Below are 13,684 nucleotides of genomic sequence, written 5' to 3'. Positions count from 1 at the left end.
CCGCGGTCACTTTCGGTGGTACACCGGCGACTTCGTTCACCGTCGATTCCGCCACCCAGATCACCGCGGTCGCGCCCGCCGGAACAGGCACCGTGCAGGTCACCGTCACCACCGCGGGTGGAACCACCAACGGCGTCGGCTACACCTACGTCGCGGTTCCCGCCCTGACCACGGTGCTTCCGAATGTGGGCTTGGAAGCCGGTGGGACGACGGTCGTTGTCACCGGCACGGGCCTGTCCACCGCCTCCGCGGTCACCTTCGGTGGTACCCCGGCGACCTCGTTCACCGTCGACTCCGATACGCAGATCACGGCCGTCGCCCCGGCGGGGACCGGGACGGTGCAGCTCACCGTGACCACCGCGGGTGGAGTCAGTAACGGCGTCGCCTACACCTACGTCGCGGTTCCCGCCCTGACCACGGTGGTTCCGAATGTGGGCCCGGCATCGGGCGGAACGACAGTCATCGTCACCGGGACCGGGTTGACCGGAGCATCCGCGGTCACTTTCGGGGCCACTCCGGCGACTTCGTTCACTGTGGACTCGGCCACCCAGATCACGGCCGTAGCCCCCGCGGACGGGGACGGTGCAGCTCACGGTGACCACATCCGGAGGAACCAGCAACGGCCTCGCCTACACCTATATTCCGGCGCCCAGCCTGGCCACGGTGCTTCCGAATGTGGGCTTGGAAGCGGGCGGGACAACGGTCGTCGTCACCGGGACCGGGTTGACCGGAGCATCCGCGGTCACTTTCGGGGCCACTCCGGCGACTTCGTTCACTGTGGACTCGGCCACCCAGATCACGGCCGTAGCCCCCGCGGGACGGGGACGGTGCAGCTCACGGTGACCACATCCGGAGGAACCAGCAACGGCCTCGCCTACACCTATATTCCGGCGCCCAGCCTGGCCACGGTGCTTCCGAATGTGGGCTTGGAAGCGGGCGGGGCGATAGTCGTCCTCACCGGGACTGCGCTGTCCACTACCTCCGCGGTCACCTTCGGTGGCACTCCGGCGACTTCGTTCACCGTGGACTCGGCCACCCAGATCACGGCCGTAGCCCCAGCCGGGACGGGGACGGTGCAGGTCACCGTCACCAGTGCCGGCGGAACCAGTAACGGTGTCGCCTACACCTACGTCGGGATTCCCAGCCTGACCGCGGTGCTTCCGAATACCGGGCCGGAAATCGGTGGAACGACAGTCGTCCTCGCAGGGATAAACCTGACGGGAGCCACTGCGGTGAACTTCGGTCCCACACCCGCGGCCTCGTTCACCGTCGACTCCGCCCTGCAGATCACGGCCGTCGCCCCCGCTGGGACGGGTACCGTACAAGTCAGCACAACCACCGCAGGAGGAACCACTAACGGTGTCGCCTACACCTACGTGTGACGACTGATGCGGCTGGGCCGTCGCAGGGGTAATTACCGGCGGCCCAGCCGCATTGTGGTGTGGGTTGAGCGAACAGCGACAAAGCCACGATGGGCGCAAGCCGCAGGGGTAAGGGGTTTTCGTTGGCAACCGTACTCAAGATGCTGCTGGCGGAGCGGCACCTCAACAGTCATCCGGATTTCCTCGCCGCGTACGACATGTGCGCGGCTCAGCTCGACCCACCCATACCCCGCGGTCACGGGCCGGCGAAGGCACAGTACTACCAATGGCTCTCCGGCCGCATGGTCGGGCTTCCCCGCTACTACCACCGCCGGGTGCTCGAGAAAATGTTTCCGGGGTGGACGGTGGAAGGATTGTTTCAGATGGCCGACTCGGCCTCTGCCGCCACTCGATTGCCGTCAGGTGCCGACATCCAACTTCAGGCATTCCTCGGCGCTGAGGCGGCCACCCGCGGGACAACTCTGGTGTACCCGACTCTCGAGCTGACCGGGCCATCCGTGGAAGCACTCCGGGAAGCCGGAATTCCCCGGCAGCGCAGATTCGGGAGTACGGCCGGTGTTCTCACGCCGCATCGTCGGATCGACTTTCCGACCATGTTGCCGGAGAACGATATTCGCGGGCTGCTGTATGTGTTCTCGCTACTCCAGCGCTACACCGGTATTCCCACCTACGTCCAGAGCGACCGTGAGATGGTCGCGCACTTCGACCGCCCGTACATCAGCTTCGGTCTCACCGGCAACGACTGCACACGTAGGTATCTCGACAGCGTCGAATACCCACTGTTCAGCATCCGGGACTCTCATGCCGGCACCGGCCTCTATCCGGAGCGCCTCGATCTGAGCGATGGAAGCAGCTATGAGTCGAGCAGAGACCGCAATATCGGCATCATCGTGCGGGTGCGACCGAGCCCGGATCTGTACCCCGGCCGATACTGTATTTATTGCGCGGGATTGGGCCCGCGCGGTACTCCCGGAGCGAGTTGGTACCTGGCCAACAATTGGAGTCTGTTGCAGCGCCGTGCCGGTGATCGCGAGTTCGTCGCGGTTATCGGTGTCCGCGGATACTCCGACCAGACTGCCGGATTGGAACATCTACTGATGGAATCGACTGATTAGTACCCCGAGGCAGCAGCCCGGCCGGAATGTCGTGCGTGCGATGACGAGGACCGGTGCGTGTCCGTCGATCGGATCGTGTGGCCCGTGCGACCGTTCACCGGTCCGGTGGGCCGGTGAGGATCGCGGTGACCGTATCGATCAATTCGGTGAGCAGCTCATCGGGCGAGAGCCGGGTGCCGCTCAGCGCGAGCATGCTCCGCAGGCCGGCCGGGTCGCCGAGGGTCTGGAACGTCAGGTTCATGGCCTGGGTGAGGCGGAAGCGGATCGTGCGGGCCGCAGTGTCCGGGGAGATCTCCTCCAGCAGGGCATTGAAGCGCAGCGCCTGTGGGGCGAAACCCTCGGTCAGCCGGGCCAGGGCGCGATGGTTACCGCTCATGATGCCCGCCACCAGGCGGATCCAGGGGGTGCCGCCCGCGGCGGCGAGTTCGCCGACCGGGCGGACGAATGCGTCGGCGAGCGCGCGGGCGTCGGGCGTACCGGAGGCCTCGACAGCGTCGAGCAGTTCGGCGCGGCGGTTGTGCAGTTGTTCGCTGCGCCTGCTGATCAGCGATTCGACGAGCGCGTCCTTGGAGCCGAAGTGGTAGTGGACCGACGCGACATTCGCGCCGGCCTCCGCCATCACCGAACGCAGGGATACCGCGTCGATCCCGCGTTCGGCGAACAGTCGTTCCGCGGCCAGGATCAGACGCTGGTCGGTCGGGAGAACAGCGTCCGTTCCCGATCCGGGTTCCGCCACGGGCGCGGCCGGGTGCGGCGGCGGATCGTCGCCCCTCGCCTGTACCCGACCTCGCGCCATGATCGAAACTCTAGGAGACCGCGCCGGGGGCGCCGTACAGGGTCACCACGCAGGCCCCGCCGAGCCCGAGGTTGTGCGCCAACGCCAGTCGAGCGCCCGGCACTTGGCGCTCACCCGCCGCCCCGCGTACCTGGGTGACCAGTTCCGCGCACTGCGCCAGGCCGGTGGCGCCGAGCGGATGGCCTTTGGAGATGAGACCCCCTGACGGGTTCACCACCCAGCGGCCGCCGTAGGTGGTGTCACCCGATTCGACCAGCGCGCCGGATTCGCCCGCACCGCACATACCGAGTGCCTCGTAGGTGAGCAGTTCGTTGATCGAGAAGCAGTCGTGCAGTTCGAGCACATCGATATCGCCGATGCCCACCCCGGCCGTTTCCAGTACCCGCTGACCGGCGATACGGGCCATGGGGGCGCCCACCACGTCGATCATGGAACCGGATTCGAACGAGGCGCCGCTGTCGGTGACCAGTTCCTGGGCCAGAATCGGCACCGCGCGGTCGAGGCCGTGCTCGCGGGCGTAGCGTTCGCTGACCAGTACCGCGGCCCCGGCGCCGTCGGACATGGGGGAGCACTGCGACCGGGTCAGCGGATCGGAGACCATTTTGTCGCCGAGGACCTGTTCGAGGGTGTAGGCGTCCTGGAACTGGGCCTTCGGGTTGCGGGTGGAATGTTCGTGGTTCTTCACCGCGACCTGTGCGAGCTGTTCGCGCGTGGTCCCGTATCGCTTCATGTGTTCCGCGCCCGCCGCGGCGAAGAACTGGGCGGTCAGCGGGGCCTGACCGAAGCCGGCGGCGGCCTTCAGGGCATCGATGTGCAGGTCGATGGTGGTGACCTTCGGCGTACTGCCGTCTCCGGCCATGGCCTGTTTGGTCATCTGCTCGAACCCGACCGCGAGCACGATATCGGCCAGACCGGCCTGCACCCATTCGCGGGCGAGGACCAGCGCGGTCGATCCGGTGGCGCAGTTGTTGTTGACGTTCACCATCGGTATACCGGTGAGCCCGATTTCGTAGAGCGCCCGCTGGCCCGCGGTCGACGGCTGGAAGACGTAGCCCACAGCCGCGCGCTGCACCTGGTCATAGCGCACCCCGGCGTCGGTGAGCGCCTGGCCGACCGCTTCGGCGACCATCTCCGGATAGGTCCAGGCCCGGGTCTGGATCTTCTCGAATTTCGTCATCCCGACCCCGGCGACGTACACCCGTTCGGTCATGTTTACTCCTCTTTGCAGGTTCATGCGGTCCGCGGAGGCCGCAGCGGAGGCGGAGGTATCGCATCAACTATTCGGTGGTTCGGCGCCGACCACCCAGAGCGCGTGGAACTGCGCCGCCCCGCCCATGGCGTGGCCGATGGCACGCCGCGCGTCCGGTACCTGGTGCTCACCCGCGGTACCCCGTACCTGCATGGCCGCCTCGGCGAACCGCAGCAGCCCCGTGGCGCCCGTGGGGTTTCCGGACAGCACCCCACCGGACGGGTTGATCGGCAGTTCCCCGCCGAACGCGGTCCGGCCGGAATCCACCACCTTCCACCCCTGACCGACCTCGGCCAGGCCCACATTCTCCAGCCAGATCGGCTCGAACCAGCTGTAGGGGATGTAGAGCTCGGCGGTATCGACCTCGCGAGCCGGATCGGTGATCCCCGCCTGCCGGTACGCCTCGGCGGCGCACTGCCGTCCGGCCTCGGGATTCACCTCGTCGCGGCCGGCGAAATGGCCGGTCTCGGTGCGCCACGACATTCCGTGGATCCAGGCGGGGGGACGGCCGGTGCGGTGGGCGTCGGCTTCCCCGGTGATCACTACCGCGCAGGAACCGTCAGAGGAAGGGCACGACTCCAGGAAACGGATCGGATCCCAGAGCATCCGGGATTCGCGCACCTGCTCCACGGTGATATCCGGTAGCTGGATATGCGCGTACGGGTTCCGGGTGGCGTTGAGGCGGTGGTTGACCGCGATCTGCCAGCCGATGTGCTCCGGTGCCTCCGACCGGCGGATGTACTCCCGGATCACCGGCGCGAAATGCGCGCCGGCGCCCGCGCCGAGTTGCGCGCTGAAGGGCAGCCCGCGTGACAGCGCCCAGGTGAAATCGCCCTCGGATTCTTTGGAATACGCGACCACGAGCACCCGCCGTGCCAGACCCGCCTGCACCAGATGGGCGCCGTAGATGGCAGCATGCCCGCCGACGCTGCCGCCGGTGAACACCCGGGTCACGGGTAGCCCGCGGGCTCCCATCGCATCGGCGAGGTAGAGCTCCGGATTCATCACCCCGTCGAACAGGTCCGGCGTCTTCGACAGCACGACGGCGTCGATATCCCCGAATTCCAGTTCGGCGTCGGCCATCGCCTCGTCGACGGCTTCGCGCACCATCGCGCCGATGGTGACCTTGCGCTTCTTGGCCTGTTTGCTCTGTCCGATTCCGACGACCGCGAGTTTCACCGGTCTCCCTCCAATAGGCAGATCATGTTCTGCTGGAGCGCGGGCCCGTTGGTGGCGTGCGCCAGCGTGCGGTCCGCGCGACCGGTCAGAATGTGCTGTGCCGCGGCGCCGATCCGGATGAGCCCGGTGGCGGTGGTGGGCCGGGCGACCAGCGGTCCGCCCCCCGGATTGATCGTTGCCCCGGACAATTCGAGTGCCCGCGCCAGTAGCGGTTCCTGGTAGCTGTACTCGGTGTGCAGTTCGGCGATCTGGACCTCGCGGGCCGCGAAACCGGCCTGCGCGGCGGCCTTCGCCGCGGCCACCGTCACCGTGTCGACGCGGGTCAGATCGCGGGTCCCCGGATAGTGGCTGTCCATCCGATGATCGGCGCCGCGCACCCAGGCCGGGCGTTGCGCCAGCCGCCGCGCGGTAGCACCGGCCGCGAGTACCAGGACCGCCGCGGCATCGCCGATCGGGCCCCGATCGTGGGCGCGCAGCGGTGACGCCAGATACGGCGCGGCCAGCAGCTCGTCCACCGTGACCGCCCCGGACACCTGCGCGGCCGGATTGCCCACCGCGCCCGCCCGCGCCCGGACCACGACCTCGGCCAGCTGTTTCTCGTCCAGCTTCCCGGCGGCGATCAGCGCCTGCGCCTGTAGCGCGGCCAGCGCGTCCTGATGCGGCCGCAGCGGGGCCAGGAAGTACGGGTCGAGCTGGGTGGCGGTCACCTGGTCGAGATCGTGGGCCAGCGACCCGCGCCCGACACCGTAGACCACCGCGATCTCGCCCTCACCGAGTTGCAGCCACGACCACGCCTCGTAGGCGGCCCAGGCGGCATCCATCTCGACATGGGATTCCGAGATCGGTGGCCACGCGCCCACCGCGTCGAGCGATTCGATGTAGGCGAAGGTCCGGCCCTCGTGGAAATCGTGGCTGCCCGACGCCCAGAAATCGACCTCCGTGCGATCGATTCCGGCCGAGCCGAGCGCCTCGCGCATCACCGGCAGCAGGATCTCGGCCATATCGTCGTGCCGGTCGGCGGATGTCCCCGGCGACTGCGCGAATGCGACCACCGCGATATCACGCATCGGAACCTCCTGCGACCGGCCGGTAGTAGCGGATGCTGTTCATGGATGTGTCCAGGTCCTCCTCGGCGCACCACACCGGTTCCACGCGCATCCCGATGTGCACATCGGCGAGCTCGACGTCCCGGATCAGATGCATGAGCGTGGTGTCCGCGCCGTCGACCTGGATATAGGCCACCAGGTACGGCGGGTCGATCACCTGGCCCGGGAACGGGAAATTCACCACGCAGAACGTTTTCACCACGCCGGTGCCGTCCAGTTCGAACGGTGCGTCGAGCTCGACCAGGCAGCGGGAGCAGAATTCGGGGAAAGGCAGGTACACGCGCTCGCAGGACGGGCAGCGGCGGGCCAGCAGCCGGCGTTCCTGCAACCCGCGCAGAAAGGTCGAACGGCCCGTTCCGGCGACGAAGGTGTAGTCCACCTTGTGCGGGCTGGTGAACGATTCCACGGGTGTGGGCAGGGTGCTCATCACGACTCCACCGGTTCGAAGCAGACGATATCGCGGATACTGCCCACCCGGTCGGCGCGCCAGCGGGGTGCCACGCGCAGGCCCGCGGCGAGGCGGGACGGGTCGCCGCCGGTATCGACGGCGTGGAAGAGGCCGCCCTCGGTGCCGTCGATGGTGATCAGGGCCCAGGCGAAATGGTCGGCCTCGATCTCGTCGCCGGGCCGGGTGGGCACCCAGGTCCAGTGGGTGACGGTGCCGGAGGGGGTCAGGCGGACCAGCTCGCCGGTGGGGGCCGCGGTGGCCGGGTCGAATTCGAGGGCCGGGCAGAGCACCGCGCCGGAGGCGGTGCGCACCCCGTACAGCTCGCCGTCGCGCAGACCGCCGAGGAACGTGCCGATCTTCTCGCCGACCGTCCGGTTGTACGGGAATTCGATGCTGTAGGGCGCGGTGAGACTCGCGTCCGGGGACTCGGCTGTCATCGGTCTCCTGCCGATCGGGGGCGCGGTCCGGCACTGGACCGCGTTTCGATGGTGGCCTGCGCGGCGCCCCGTGTCAATCAATTGATTGAATCGGTTGATAGCGGCATCGTGGGTAGTCCGGACTTGTTCGGGCCATCCCCGGTGCGTCGCCCGCGCGCATGACGTAAGCTGCGAATTCAAGTAGAACCTGTTCCAATTCCTCCGGTGAGGAGAGATCACCATGGCCATCGTTGAACAGCTGGAGCCGACCGCCGACGGACGCCGGCGGCTCGAGCTGCGCAGCCCCGCTACCCGCGAACGCGTCGGCGAGATCGAGGTGAGCACGGCCGACGATGTGGCCGCGGTCCTGGCCACGGCGCGCGCCGCGCAGCCCGGCTGGGCCGCCCGGCCGGTCGCGGAACGCGCCGCGATAATCCGCAACGCGGTCTCGGTGCTACTGGCCCGTCGCGACGAGATCGTCGAAACGGTGATGCAGGAGACCGGTAAACCACGGGTCGAGGCGCTGGCCGTGGAAATGGTGCCCGCGTGCGACTTCCTGAACTACTGGAGCGGCCGCGCCACCAAGGACCTGGCCGACGAGAAGCGCCGCCTGCACGGCTACATGCTGCCGCTGAAGAAACTCGTCATCAACTATCAGCCGCTCGGCGTGGTCGGTGTGATCACGCCCTGGAACGGCCCGTTCATCCTCTCCCTGAACCCGATCGCCCAGGCCCTGCTGGCGGGCAACTCGGTGGTTCTCAAACCGTCCGAGGTCACCCCGCACTCGGGGGAGTGGGCGGTCAAGGTGCTGCACGAGGCCGGTGTTCCCGAGGATGTCCTGCAGGTCGTGCACGGTGACGGCGAGACCGGCGCGGCCCTGGTGAACGGCGATGTCGACAAGATCTCGTTCACCGGCAGCGTCGCCACCGGCAAGAAGATCGCCGCCGCCTGCGCGGGCCGGCTGATCCCGGTCACTCTGGAACTCGGCGGCAAGGACGCGATGATCGTCTGCGCCGACGCCGACCTGGACCGCGCCTCGCTCGGCGCGGTGTACCTGTCGATGTTCAACACCGGTCAGGTCTGCGTCGGGGTCGAGCGGATCTACGTGGTGGAAAGCATCGCCGACCGGTTCATCGAGGAGGTGCGCAAACGCGCCGCCGAGGTGACCTACGGCGCCGTGGGCAAGGATGTCGGCCCGCTGTTCTGGGACCGGCAGCTCGAGATCGTCGAGAAGCACGTCGAGGACGCCAAGGCCAAGGGCGCCACCGTCCTGCTCGGCGGTGAATCCGACACCGCCGAGGGCGTGTTCTTCAAGCCGACAGTGGTCGTGGACGTCACCCACGATATGGACATCATGCAGCAGGAGACCTTCGGCCCGATCGTCGCGATCATGCGCGTCCGGGACGAGGAAGAAGCCGTGAAAATGGCCAACGACTGCCAGTACGGCCTCAGCGGCAGCGTGTTCACCAAGGACAAGGCCAAGGTCGTGCGGCTGGCCAAGCAGCTCAAGACCGGGTCGGTGGTGCAGAACGACGCGTCGGTGATCTACGGCGTCGCCGAGGCGCCCTTCGGCGGCCGCAAGGACAGCGGTCTGGGCCTGGTCAACGGCCGTGACGCGCTGCGCGGCTTTGCGCACCCGCAGCCGGTGCTGCTGGACCGGTGGGGCCTGAAGAAGGAGAACATCTGGTACCCCTACAGCGAGGCCACCGCCGCCACGCTGGAGAAGACCATCAGCACGCTGTTCGGCAACAAACTGCTGCGCCGCCTCGTGCGATGACCGGTGGCCCGGCCGCGTGAGCGATCAGGCGGCCGGGTGATCGGCGGGTTCGTCCGCGTCCGCCGCGGCGGTCTTCCCGCGGCCGGAGCGATAGCGTTTGACGACCTCCCAGACGATCGGGAGCACCGAGACGGCCACGATGAGCAGGAAGATCAGATCGACATTGTCGCGCACGATCGCGATCTGGCCGAGCAGATAACCCAGCATGGTGACCCCGGCGCCCCACAGCACGCCGCCGACGACGTTATAGGTGAGGAACACCGAGTACTTCATCCTGGCCGCCCCCGCGACCAGCGGTGCGTAGGTGCGCACGATCGGGACGAACCGGGCCAGCACGATGGTGATCGGTCCGTGCTTCTCGAAAAACGCGTGCGATTCGTCGAGATAGGACTTCTTGAGGATCTTCGCGTCGTCGCTCTTGAACAGCGCGGTCCCGCCCTTGGCGCCGATCAGGTAGCCCACCTGATCGCCGGCGATCGCCGCGATCGGGATCAGCACGAGGAGTAGCCAGATCGGCGCGAAGGGTTCGATCTCCGCCGATTTGGAGGCCGCGATGAGTCCTGCGGTGAACAGCAGTGAATCACCGGGCAGCAGCGGGAACAGCAGGCCCGACTCGATGAACACCACGACGAGCAGGCCGAGTAGTACCCAGGTGCCGAACGAGTTGAGCAGATTCACCGGGTCCAGAAAACCCGGCATCAGGGCAAGTTCGGTGGTGGCCGCTGCGACGGCTGAGTAACTCACCCCGCCGAAGATACCGCAGCGCAGCGTGTCGGCTTAATCCGGATTGCCCGAATAGTGAATATATAGCGGTCGGGTAGCCGCTCAGCGGCCTGCGGCGGTGCGCTGCCGCAGGGCGGCCTCGATCGAGGCGACGCGCTCCGCGGGGATTCCCCAGGGCTGTGCCAGTCCCAGCCGGGAATCCAGATCCCAGAGCACACACTCCTCGCCCGGGCGCGCCACCAGCGACCACGCCACCACGGTACGGCCGAGTTGGCTCGCCGTGTCGTCGCCCTGCCCGCCGCCCGACGCGCTGCCGTCGCCGTCCGGGTAGTGGTGCAGGAACTGTCCGTAGGCGCGCTCGCAGAACCGCGCGTACCGTCTCGTGCACAGGATGAGCCCGTGCCATGCCTCGTCGACCGCGTGCGACGGCATCCCGATCACCTGACCGTCCGCCATGGCCGCGCCGCAACAGCGCAACCACTGCCGCAACCCCGTGGCCACGAGTGCGCGCGGCTCCCACGGACAGGTTTTGTAGACGGCTTCGGAGAGCTCGAGCTCATCGACCGCCCGCTCCACGGTGGCGGGATCGGTCCCGCGGTGGCGGCGGAACGGGGTGAACGCGAACACGTCGTCATTATCGCGGACCGCTCGCCGGACCGGTCTCCTGTATCGGCGGGCGGGTCTCGGCTCGGCGACGGATATCGGGGCGGCGGTCCGGTGGCCTCTCGGTCGAAAAATGTTCTGTGGCGGAGTGTTTTCCTCGGTACCGTCGAGCAATGGATCTGGCACTGTTCATCGTGTTGGCGTTCGGGGTGGGCTGCCTCGCGGTGGTCGTGGGCATTGTGGTGGTGATCGTCAAGACGAGTTCGCCGCGCGGCGGTAACCGAACGCGGCGGCGGGGTGGATACGGCTCCTCCAGTGGTATCTGGTCCGCCGACGGCTCGGGTGGCGACAGCGGTTCTTCCGGCAGCAGCTGCGGCGGTGGTAGCAGTTGTGGTGGTGGAAGTAGCTGCGGCGGAGGTGGCGGCTCGTCGTCGTAGCGACCGGCCGTGAGGGCTCTCCGACCGGGCCCGGCGGACCACTGCGGTCCCGCCGAAGGCGCAGCGGTCGTGAGACTTCGACCGGTTTGGCTGTAACCTGAAGTTGCGGGCAATCTTTCGGTCGGCGGGCCGAGTGAACCGATTGTGAGATCGCACAAGATTCGGCCTTCCGAATAGGACTCGCCTTCACTACTTTTCACAGGTGGGGAACCTGTCGGCGTGTTCCACCCATACCAATTCGGTATCGGTGGAACTGTGTAATTTCACACCGCACCAAGGGTTTTGGGTTTGTATCCCAAATTGTCCGGCGGTGCATCGATACGCCTGGAAATCCGTCATATCCGGCGAAACGGTCTCCGGTTGGCCGTAACCGACGCGGGCACCATAGACCGTTCTGGGGTGCAATATCCCCCTTGACATCGTTACTGTGCGTGCCGTGGTTACCGCATTGGTAGTGCTCGCAATCCTGATTCTCGTTGCCTCCGTAGTCCATCTCGCCAGCCGCCCCCCGGAGGACCTCCGTCCCCGGAGAGCGCGTGCGCGGGTCGGCTCGGAGAGCTACTCCGACTGACCCGCACCACTCGCGGGCGATAGCACGACCACGGCAATCGGACGCTTCGTCTTCCGCTGGTACTCGCTGTACCGGCCCTGATTCACGGCGTCCACCAACCCCCAGCGGCGCGCGTACTCCGGATCGTCGGGCAGAGTGACCCGGGCCCGAACCGGGAACGCGCGCCGCCCTACTCGAATCTCGCACTCCGGCCGCGCCCGCAGATTCGCCAGCCACCCCGGCGGCCGCGGCGACCCGCCGTTCGAGGCGGTAACCAGATAATCCGCCCCGTCCCTGGCATAGGTCAGCGCCGACGTCCGCTCCAGCCCCGTCTTCCGCCCCACGGTCCGCAGCAGCAGGGTGGGGTTCCCGAACAGCAGCCGATGCCCCACCAGCCCGCCGCTCTTCTCGTACAGCCACTGATGCGCCCGCAACACCCGCACGAACAGCTCGGCCACGCGCCCTCCTCCGCTTCGGCAACGACCCCAGCCTAGTCGGGATCCCCGAGTTTCCCCGGCCTCCCGGACCCGATCAACTGGCCCCTGTCACGCCAACCGGGTACCATCCGACACTTGCGACCTCAGGTCGCAGCCAGGGGCGGTAGCTCAGTCGGTTAGAGCCGTGGACTCATAATCCATTGGTCGTGGGTTCGAGCCCCACCCGCCCCACAAACAGGGTTCTACCAGCGGAAATGCATAACTCGACAGCCGAGTTTGTCTAGAGCAGCGCTCCGGCATCAAAGTATATCTGCGGGTAGAGCCGGCTAGGAGATGGATTCCACTGTCGCCCGCGCCGGACCGAACCGGGCGCGGGTCGTCGATATTCCTGCGGGCGCGTGCGTTGATTCCAGACAGCCCTCCGGCCCGGGGCAGGGCAGCCGCGCGTGATGGGTCGTGGCTTCATACGCCTGCGCGAGTCGCGTGACACACCTGGGCTGGGGCTACCTGAGCCGCTGACCAGCTTCCCCGGTGAGCAGCCTGCGCTGCTCGCCAAAGGATTCTCCCTGGCTTGCGACCACGGTCTCACAATTGCGGAACTGGCTCTGGAACTCGCGTGGACTCCAGCAGATATCCGCAGGATCCTCGGCGTGGACCAGCAGCAACGTCCAGTTCTTCGCCTGGTGCCCGACGTATTGCACGAGCCCGGCCTGGGCAAAGGTGAACAGCCCTCGACGGCATGACTTACCCTCGGCGCCTTGCCTATTGGGTCAAATTCACCTGACAATGCAGTGGTGGGGCCTCTTCTGCAACAGGTGGTAACGCTCGCCGGAGTGCTCGTAGGGGCGGGCGCGACCTTTGTGGCGACGACCTCTGTCGAGCGCGCGAAGTGGAGGCGTGCGATCGACACCCGTTGGGATGAGAAGCGTCTGGCTGCGTACGTTGAGTACGCCAACGCAGTCAAGACGATATTGGAGGTCGTATTTCGTCTCGCGGCTCAGCGAGGACTGCCCAACCTGACCACGCCGGCGGACGAGCCACTGGTAGCCAATGCTCTGGCGGATGCAGAGGCCCACCGGACCGTGAAGTGGGAGCAAGTGCTTCTTCTGGGTTCCCCGGACACGATCGTGGCTGCCCGCCGGTGGCATATGGCGGTGTACGACTTCAGTTTCCTTGCCATGGAGGAGAGCCCAGAGCAGGAAGAGTTCCTGAGGCAATTCCGGGTCTTGGGGACTCTTCGCGATGATTTCTATGCCTGTGCTCGTACTGACCTGGGGGTGCGCGGAGCCACCCGTCGCGGTGACGGCGACAACTGGCTCCCTCCGTACGTCAACTCGCGCGTTTCCAGTGCCGCCACGGAAAGTGGAGACGAGCCGATTGCTCCCCAGGGTGCGGGTTTCGTAGACCAATAGACTATGGGAAAATGATCTCTGATCAGCAGGTTCTTTGCCGGTTGGTACATCGCT

The 13,684-nt window shown here is 67.0% G+C and carries 14 protein-coding genes and 1 tRNA gene; 6 read left to right on the top strand and 9 right to left on the bottom strand.

What is annotated here, in order from left to right:
• A partial coding sequence (locus NF4_RS40285; protein WP_198165410.1) for an IPT/TIG domain-containing protein occupies positions 1 to 1,382 on the top strand: 1,382 nt, incomplete at its 5' end.
• Positions 1,383 to 1,504: 122 nt separating this feature from the next.
• Complete coding sequence (locus NF4_RS21935) at positions 1,505 to 2,497, top strand: hypothetical protein (protein ID WP_157120504.1); 993 nt, start codon at positions 1,505 to 1,507, stop codon at positions 2,495 to 2,497.
• Between the two features lie 94 nt (positions 2,498 to 2,591).
• On the opposite strand, the gene NF4_RS21930 is transcribed toward NF4_RS21935, so the two are convergent.
• The 6 genes from NF4_RS21930 to NF4_RS21905 all read right to left on the bottom strand — a co-directional run bounded on the left by NF4_RS21930 (position 2,592) and on the right by NF4_RS21905 (position 7,712).
• Complete coding sequence (locus NF4_RS21930) at positions 2,592 to 3,293, bottom strand: TetR/AcrR family transcriptional regulator (protein ID WP_084533324.1); 702 nt, start codon at positions 3,291 to 3,293, stop codon at positions 2,592 to 2,594.
• Positions 3,294 to 3,303: 10 nt separating this feature from the next.
• Positions 3,304 to 4,503 carry a thiolase C-terminal domain-containing protein gene (locus NF4_RS21925; RefSeq protein WP_063129261.1) on the bottom strand — a complete coding sequence of 400 codons (1,200 nt, stop codon included), beginning with the start codon at positions 4,501 to 4,503 and terminating at the stop codon, positions 3,304 to 3,306.
• A gap of 63 nt (positions 4,504 to 4,566) precedes the next feature.
• Positions 4,567 to 5,721: a thiolase family protein gene (locus NF4_RS21920; RefSeq protein ID WP_063129260.1), complete on the bottom strand. Its 1,155-nt coding sequence runs from the start codon at positions 5,719 to 5,721 to the stop codon at positions 4,567 to 4,569.
• A complete protein-coding gene (locus NF4_RS21915; RefSeq protein ID WP_063129259.1) occupies positions 5,718 to 6,788 on the bottom strand; it encodes a thiolase family protein in 1,071 nt (356 codons plus the stop codon). The genes NF4_RS21920 and NF4_RS21915 overlap by 4 nt, the downstream gene beginning before the upstream one ends.
• On the bottom strand, positions 6,781 to 7,254 hold the full coding sequence (locus NF4_RS21910; RefSeq protein WP_063129258.1) for a Zn-ribbon domain-containing OB-fold protein: 474 nt from the start codon (positions 7,252 to 7,254) through the stop codon (positions 6,781 to 6,783). Before NF4_RS21910 ends, NF4_RS21915 begins: the two co-directional genes overlap by 8 nt.
• Positions 7,254 to 7,712, bottom strand: a complete 459-nt coding sequence (locus NF4_RS21905; protein WP_063129257.1) for a hypothetical protein — start codon at positions 7,710 to 7,712, stop codon at positions 7,254 to 7,256. The genes NF4_RS21910 and NF4_RS21905 overlap by 1 nt, the downstream gene beginning before the upstream one ends.
• 220 nt (positions 7,713 to 7,932) lie before the next feature.
• Here NF4_RS21905 and NF4_RS21900 point away from each other — a divergent pair, with 220 nt between their 5' ends.
• Positions 7,933 to 9,468 carry an aldehyde dehydrogenase family protein gene (locus NF4_RS21900; RefSeq protein WP_063129256.1) on the top strand — a complete coding sequence of 512 codons (1,536 nt, stop codon included), beginning with the start codon at positions 7,933 to 7,935 and terminating at the stop codon, positions 9,466 to 9,468.
• Positions 9,469 to 9,492: 24 nt separating this feature from the next.
• Here the strand turns inward: NF4_RS21900 and NF4_RS21895 are convergent, their stop codons facing one another.
• A complete protein-coding gene (locus NF4_RS21895) occupies positions 9,493 to 10,167 on the bottom strand; it encodes a VTT domain-containing protein (RefSeq protein ID WP_084533323.1) in 675 nt (224 codons plus the stop codon).
• A gap of 126 nt (positions 10,168 to 10,293) precedes the next feature.
• On the bottom strand, positions 10,294 to 10,818 hold the full coding sequence (locus NF4_RS21890; protein WP_063129254.1) for a UCP032817 domain-containing protein: 525 nt from the start codon (positions 10,816 to 10,818) through the stop codon (positions 10,294 to 10,296).
• A 149-nt stretch (positions 10,819 to 10,967) separates the two neighbouring features.
• On the opposite strand from NF4_RS21890, the gene NF4_RS36715 reads away from it, so the two are divergent.
• Positions 10,968 to 11,231 carry a hypothetical protein gene (locus NF4_RS36715; RefSeq protein ID WP_084533322.1) on the top strand — a complete coding sequence of 88 codons (264 nt, stop codon included), beginning with the start codon at positions 10,968 to 10,970 and terminating at the stop codon, positions 11,229 to 11,231.
• Between the two features lie 558 nt (positions 11,232 to 11,789).
• Here the strand turns inward: NF4_RS36715 and NF4_RS21885 are convergent.
• Complete coding sequence (locus NF4_RS21885; RefSeq protein WP_063129253.1) at positions 11,790 to 12,239, bottom strand: nitroreductase family deazaflavin-dependent oxidoreductase; 450 nt, start codon at positions 12,237 to 12,239, stop codon at positions 11,790 to 11,792.
• A gap of 136 nt (positions 12,240 to 12,375) precedes the next feature.
• On the opposite strand from NF4_RS21885, the gene NF4_RS21880 reads away from it, so the two are divergent.
• Positions 12,376 to 12,449 (top strand) — tRNA-Ile (locus tag NF4_RS21880).
• Between the two features lie 563 nt (positions 12,450 to 13,012).
• On the top strand, positions 13,013 to 13,630 hold the full coding sequence (locus NF4_RS21870; RefSeq protein WP_157120502.1) for a hypothetical protein: 618 nt from the start codon (positions 13,013 to 13,015) through the stop codon (positions 13,628 to 13,630).
• The last annotated feature ends 54 nt before the right edge of the window (positions 13,631 to 13,684 follow it).

Origin of the sequence: Nocardia fusca NBRC 14340 (assembly GCF_001618425.1) — a bacterium.
Lineage (GTDB): Bacteria > Actinomycetota > Actinomycetes > Mycobacteriales > Mycobacteriaceae > Nocardia > Nocardia fusca.
The sequence above is the reverse complement of the archived record's forward strand: the minus strand, read 5'-3'. Positions and strand labels throughout refer to the sequence as shown.

What these genes read in the sequence shown, in the direction of transcription:
- NF4_RS21930 (WP_084533324.1), bottom strand. Translation starts at nt 3,293, where the DNA reads ATGGCGCGAGGTCGGGTACAGGCGAGGGGCGACGATCCGCCGCCGCAC.
- NF4_RS21905 (WP_063129257.1), bottom strand. Translation starts at nt 7,712, where the DNA reads ATGACAGCCGAGTCCCCGGACGCGAGTCTCACCGCGCCCTACAGCATC.
- NF4_RS21895 (WP_084533323.1), bottom strand. Translation starts at nt 10,167, where the DNA reads ATGCCGGGTTTTCTGGACCCGGTGAATCTGCTCAACTCGTTCGGCACC.
- NF4_RS21910 (WP_063129258.1), bottom strand. Translation starts at nt 7,254, where the DNA reads ATGAGCACCCTGCCCACACCCGTGGAATCGTTCACCAGCCCGCACAAG.
- NF4_RS21925 (WP_063129261.1), bottom strand. Translation starts at nt 4,503, where the DNA reads ATGACCGAACGGGTGTACGTCGCCGGGGTCGGGATGACGAAATTCGAG.
- NF4_RS21915 (WP_063129259.1), bottom strand. Translation starts at nt 6,788, where the DNA reads ATGCGTGATATCGCGGTGGTCGCATTCGCGCAGTCGCCGGGGACATCC.
- NF4_RS36715 (WP_084533322.1), top strand. Translation starts at nt 10,968, where the DNA reads ATGGATCTGGCACTGTTCATCGTGTTGGCGTTCGGGGTGGGCTGCCTC.
- NF4_RS21900 (WP_063129256.1), top strand. Translation starts at nt 7,933, where the DNA reads ATGGCCATCGTTGAACAGCTGGAGCCGACCGCCGACGGACGCCGGCGG.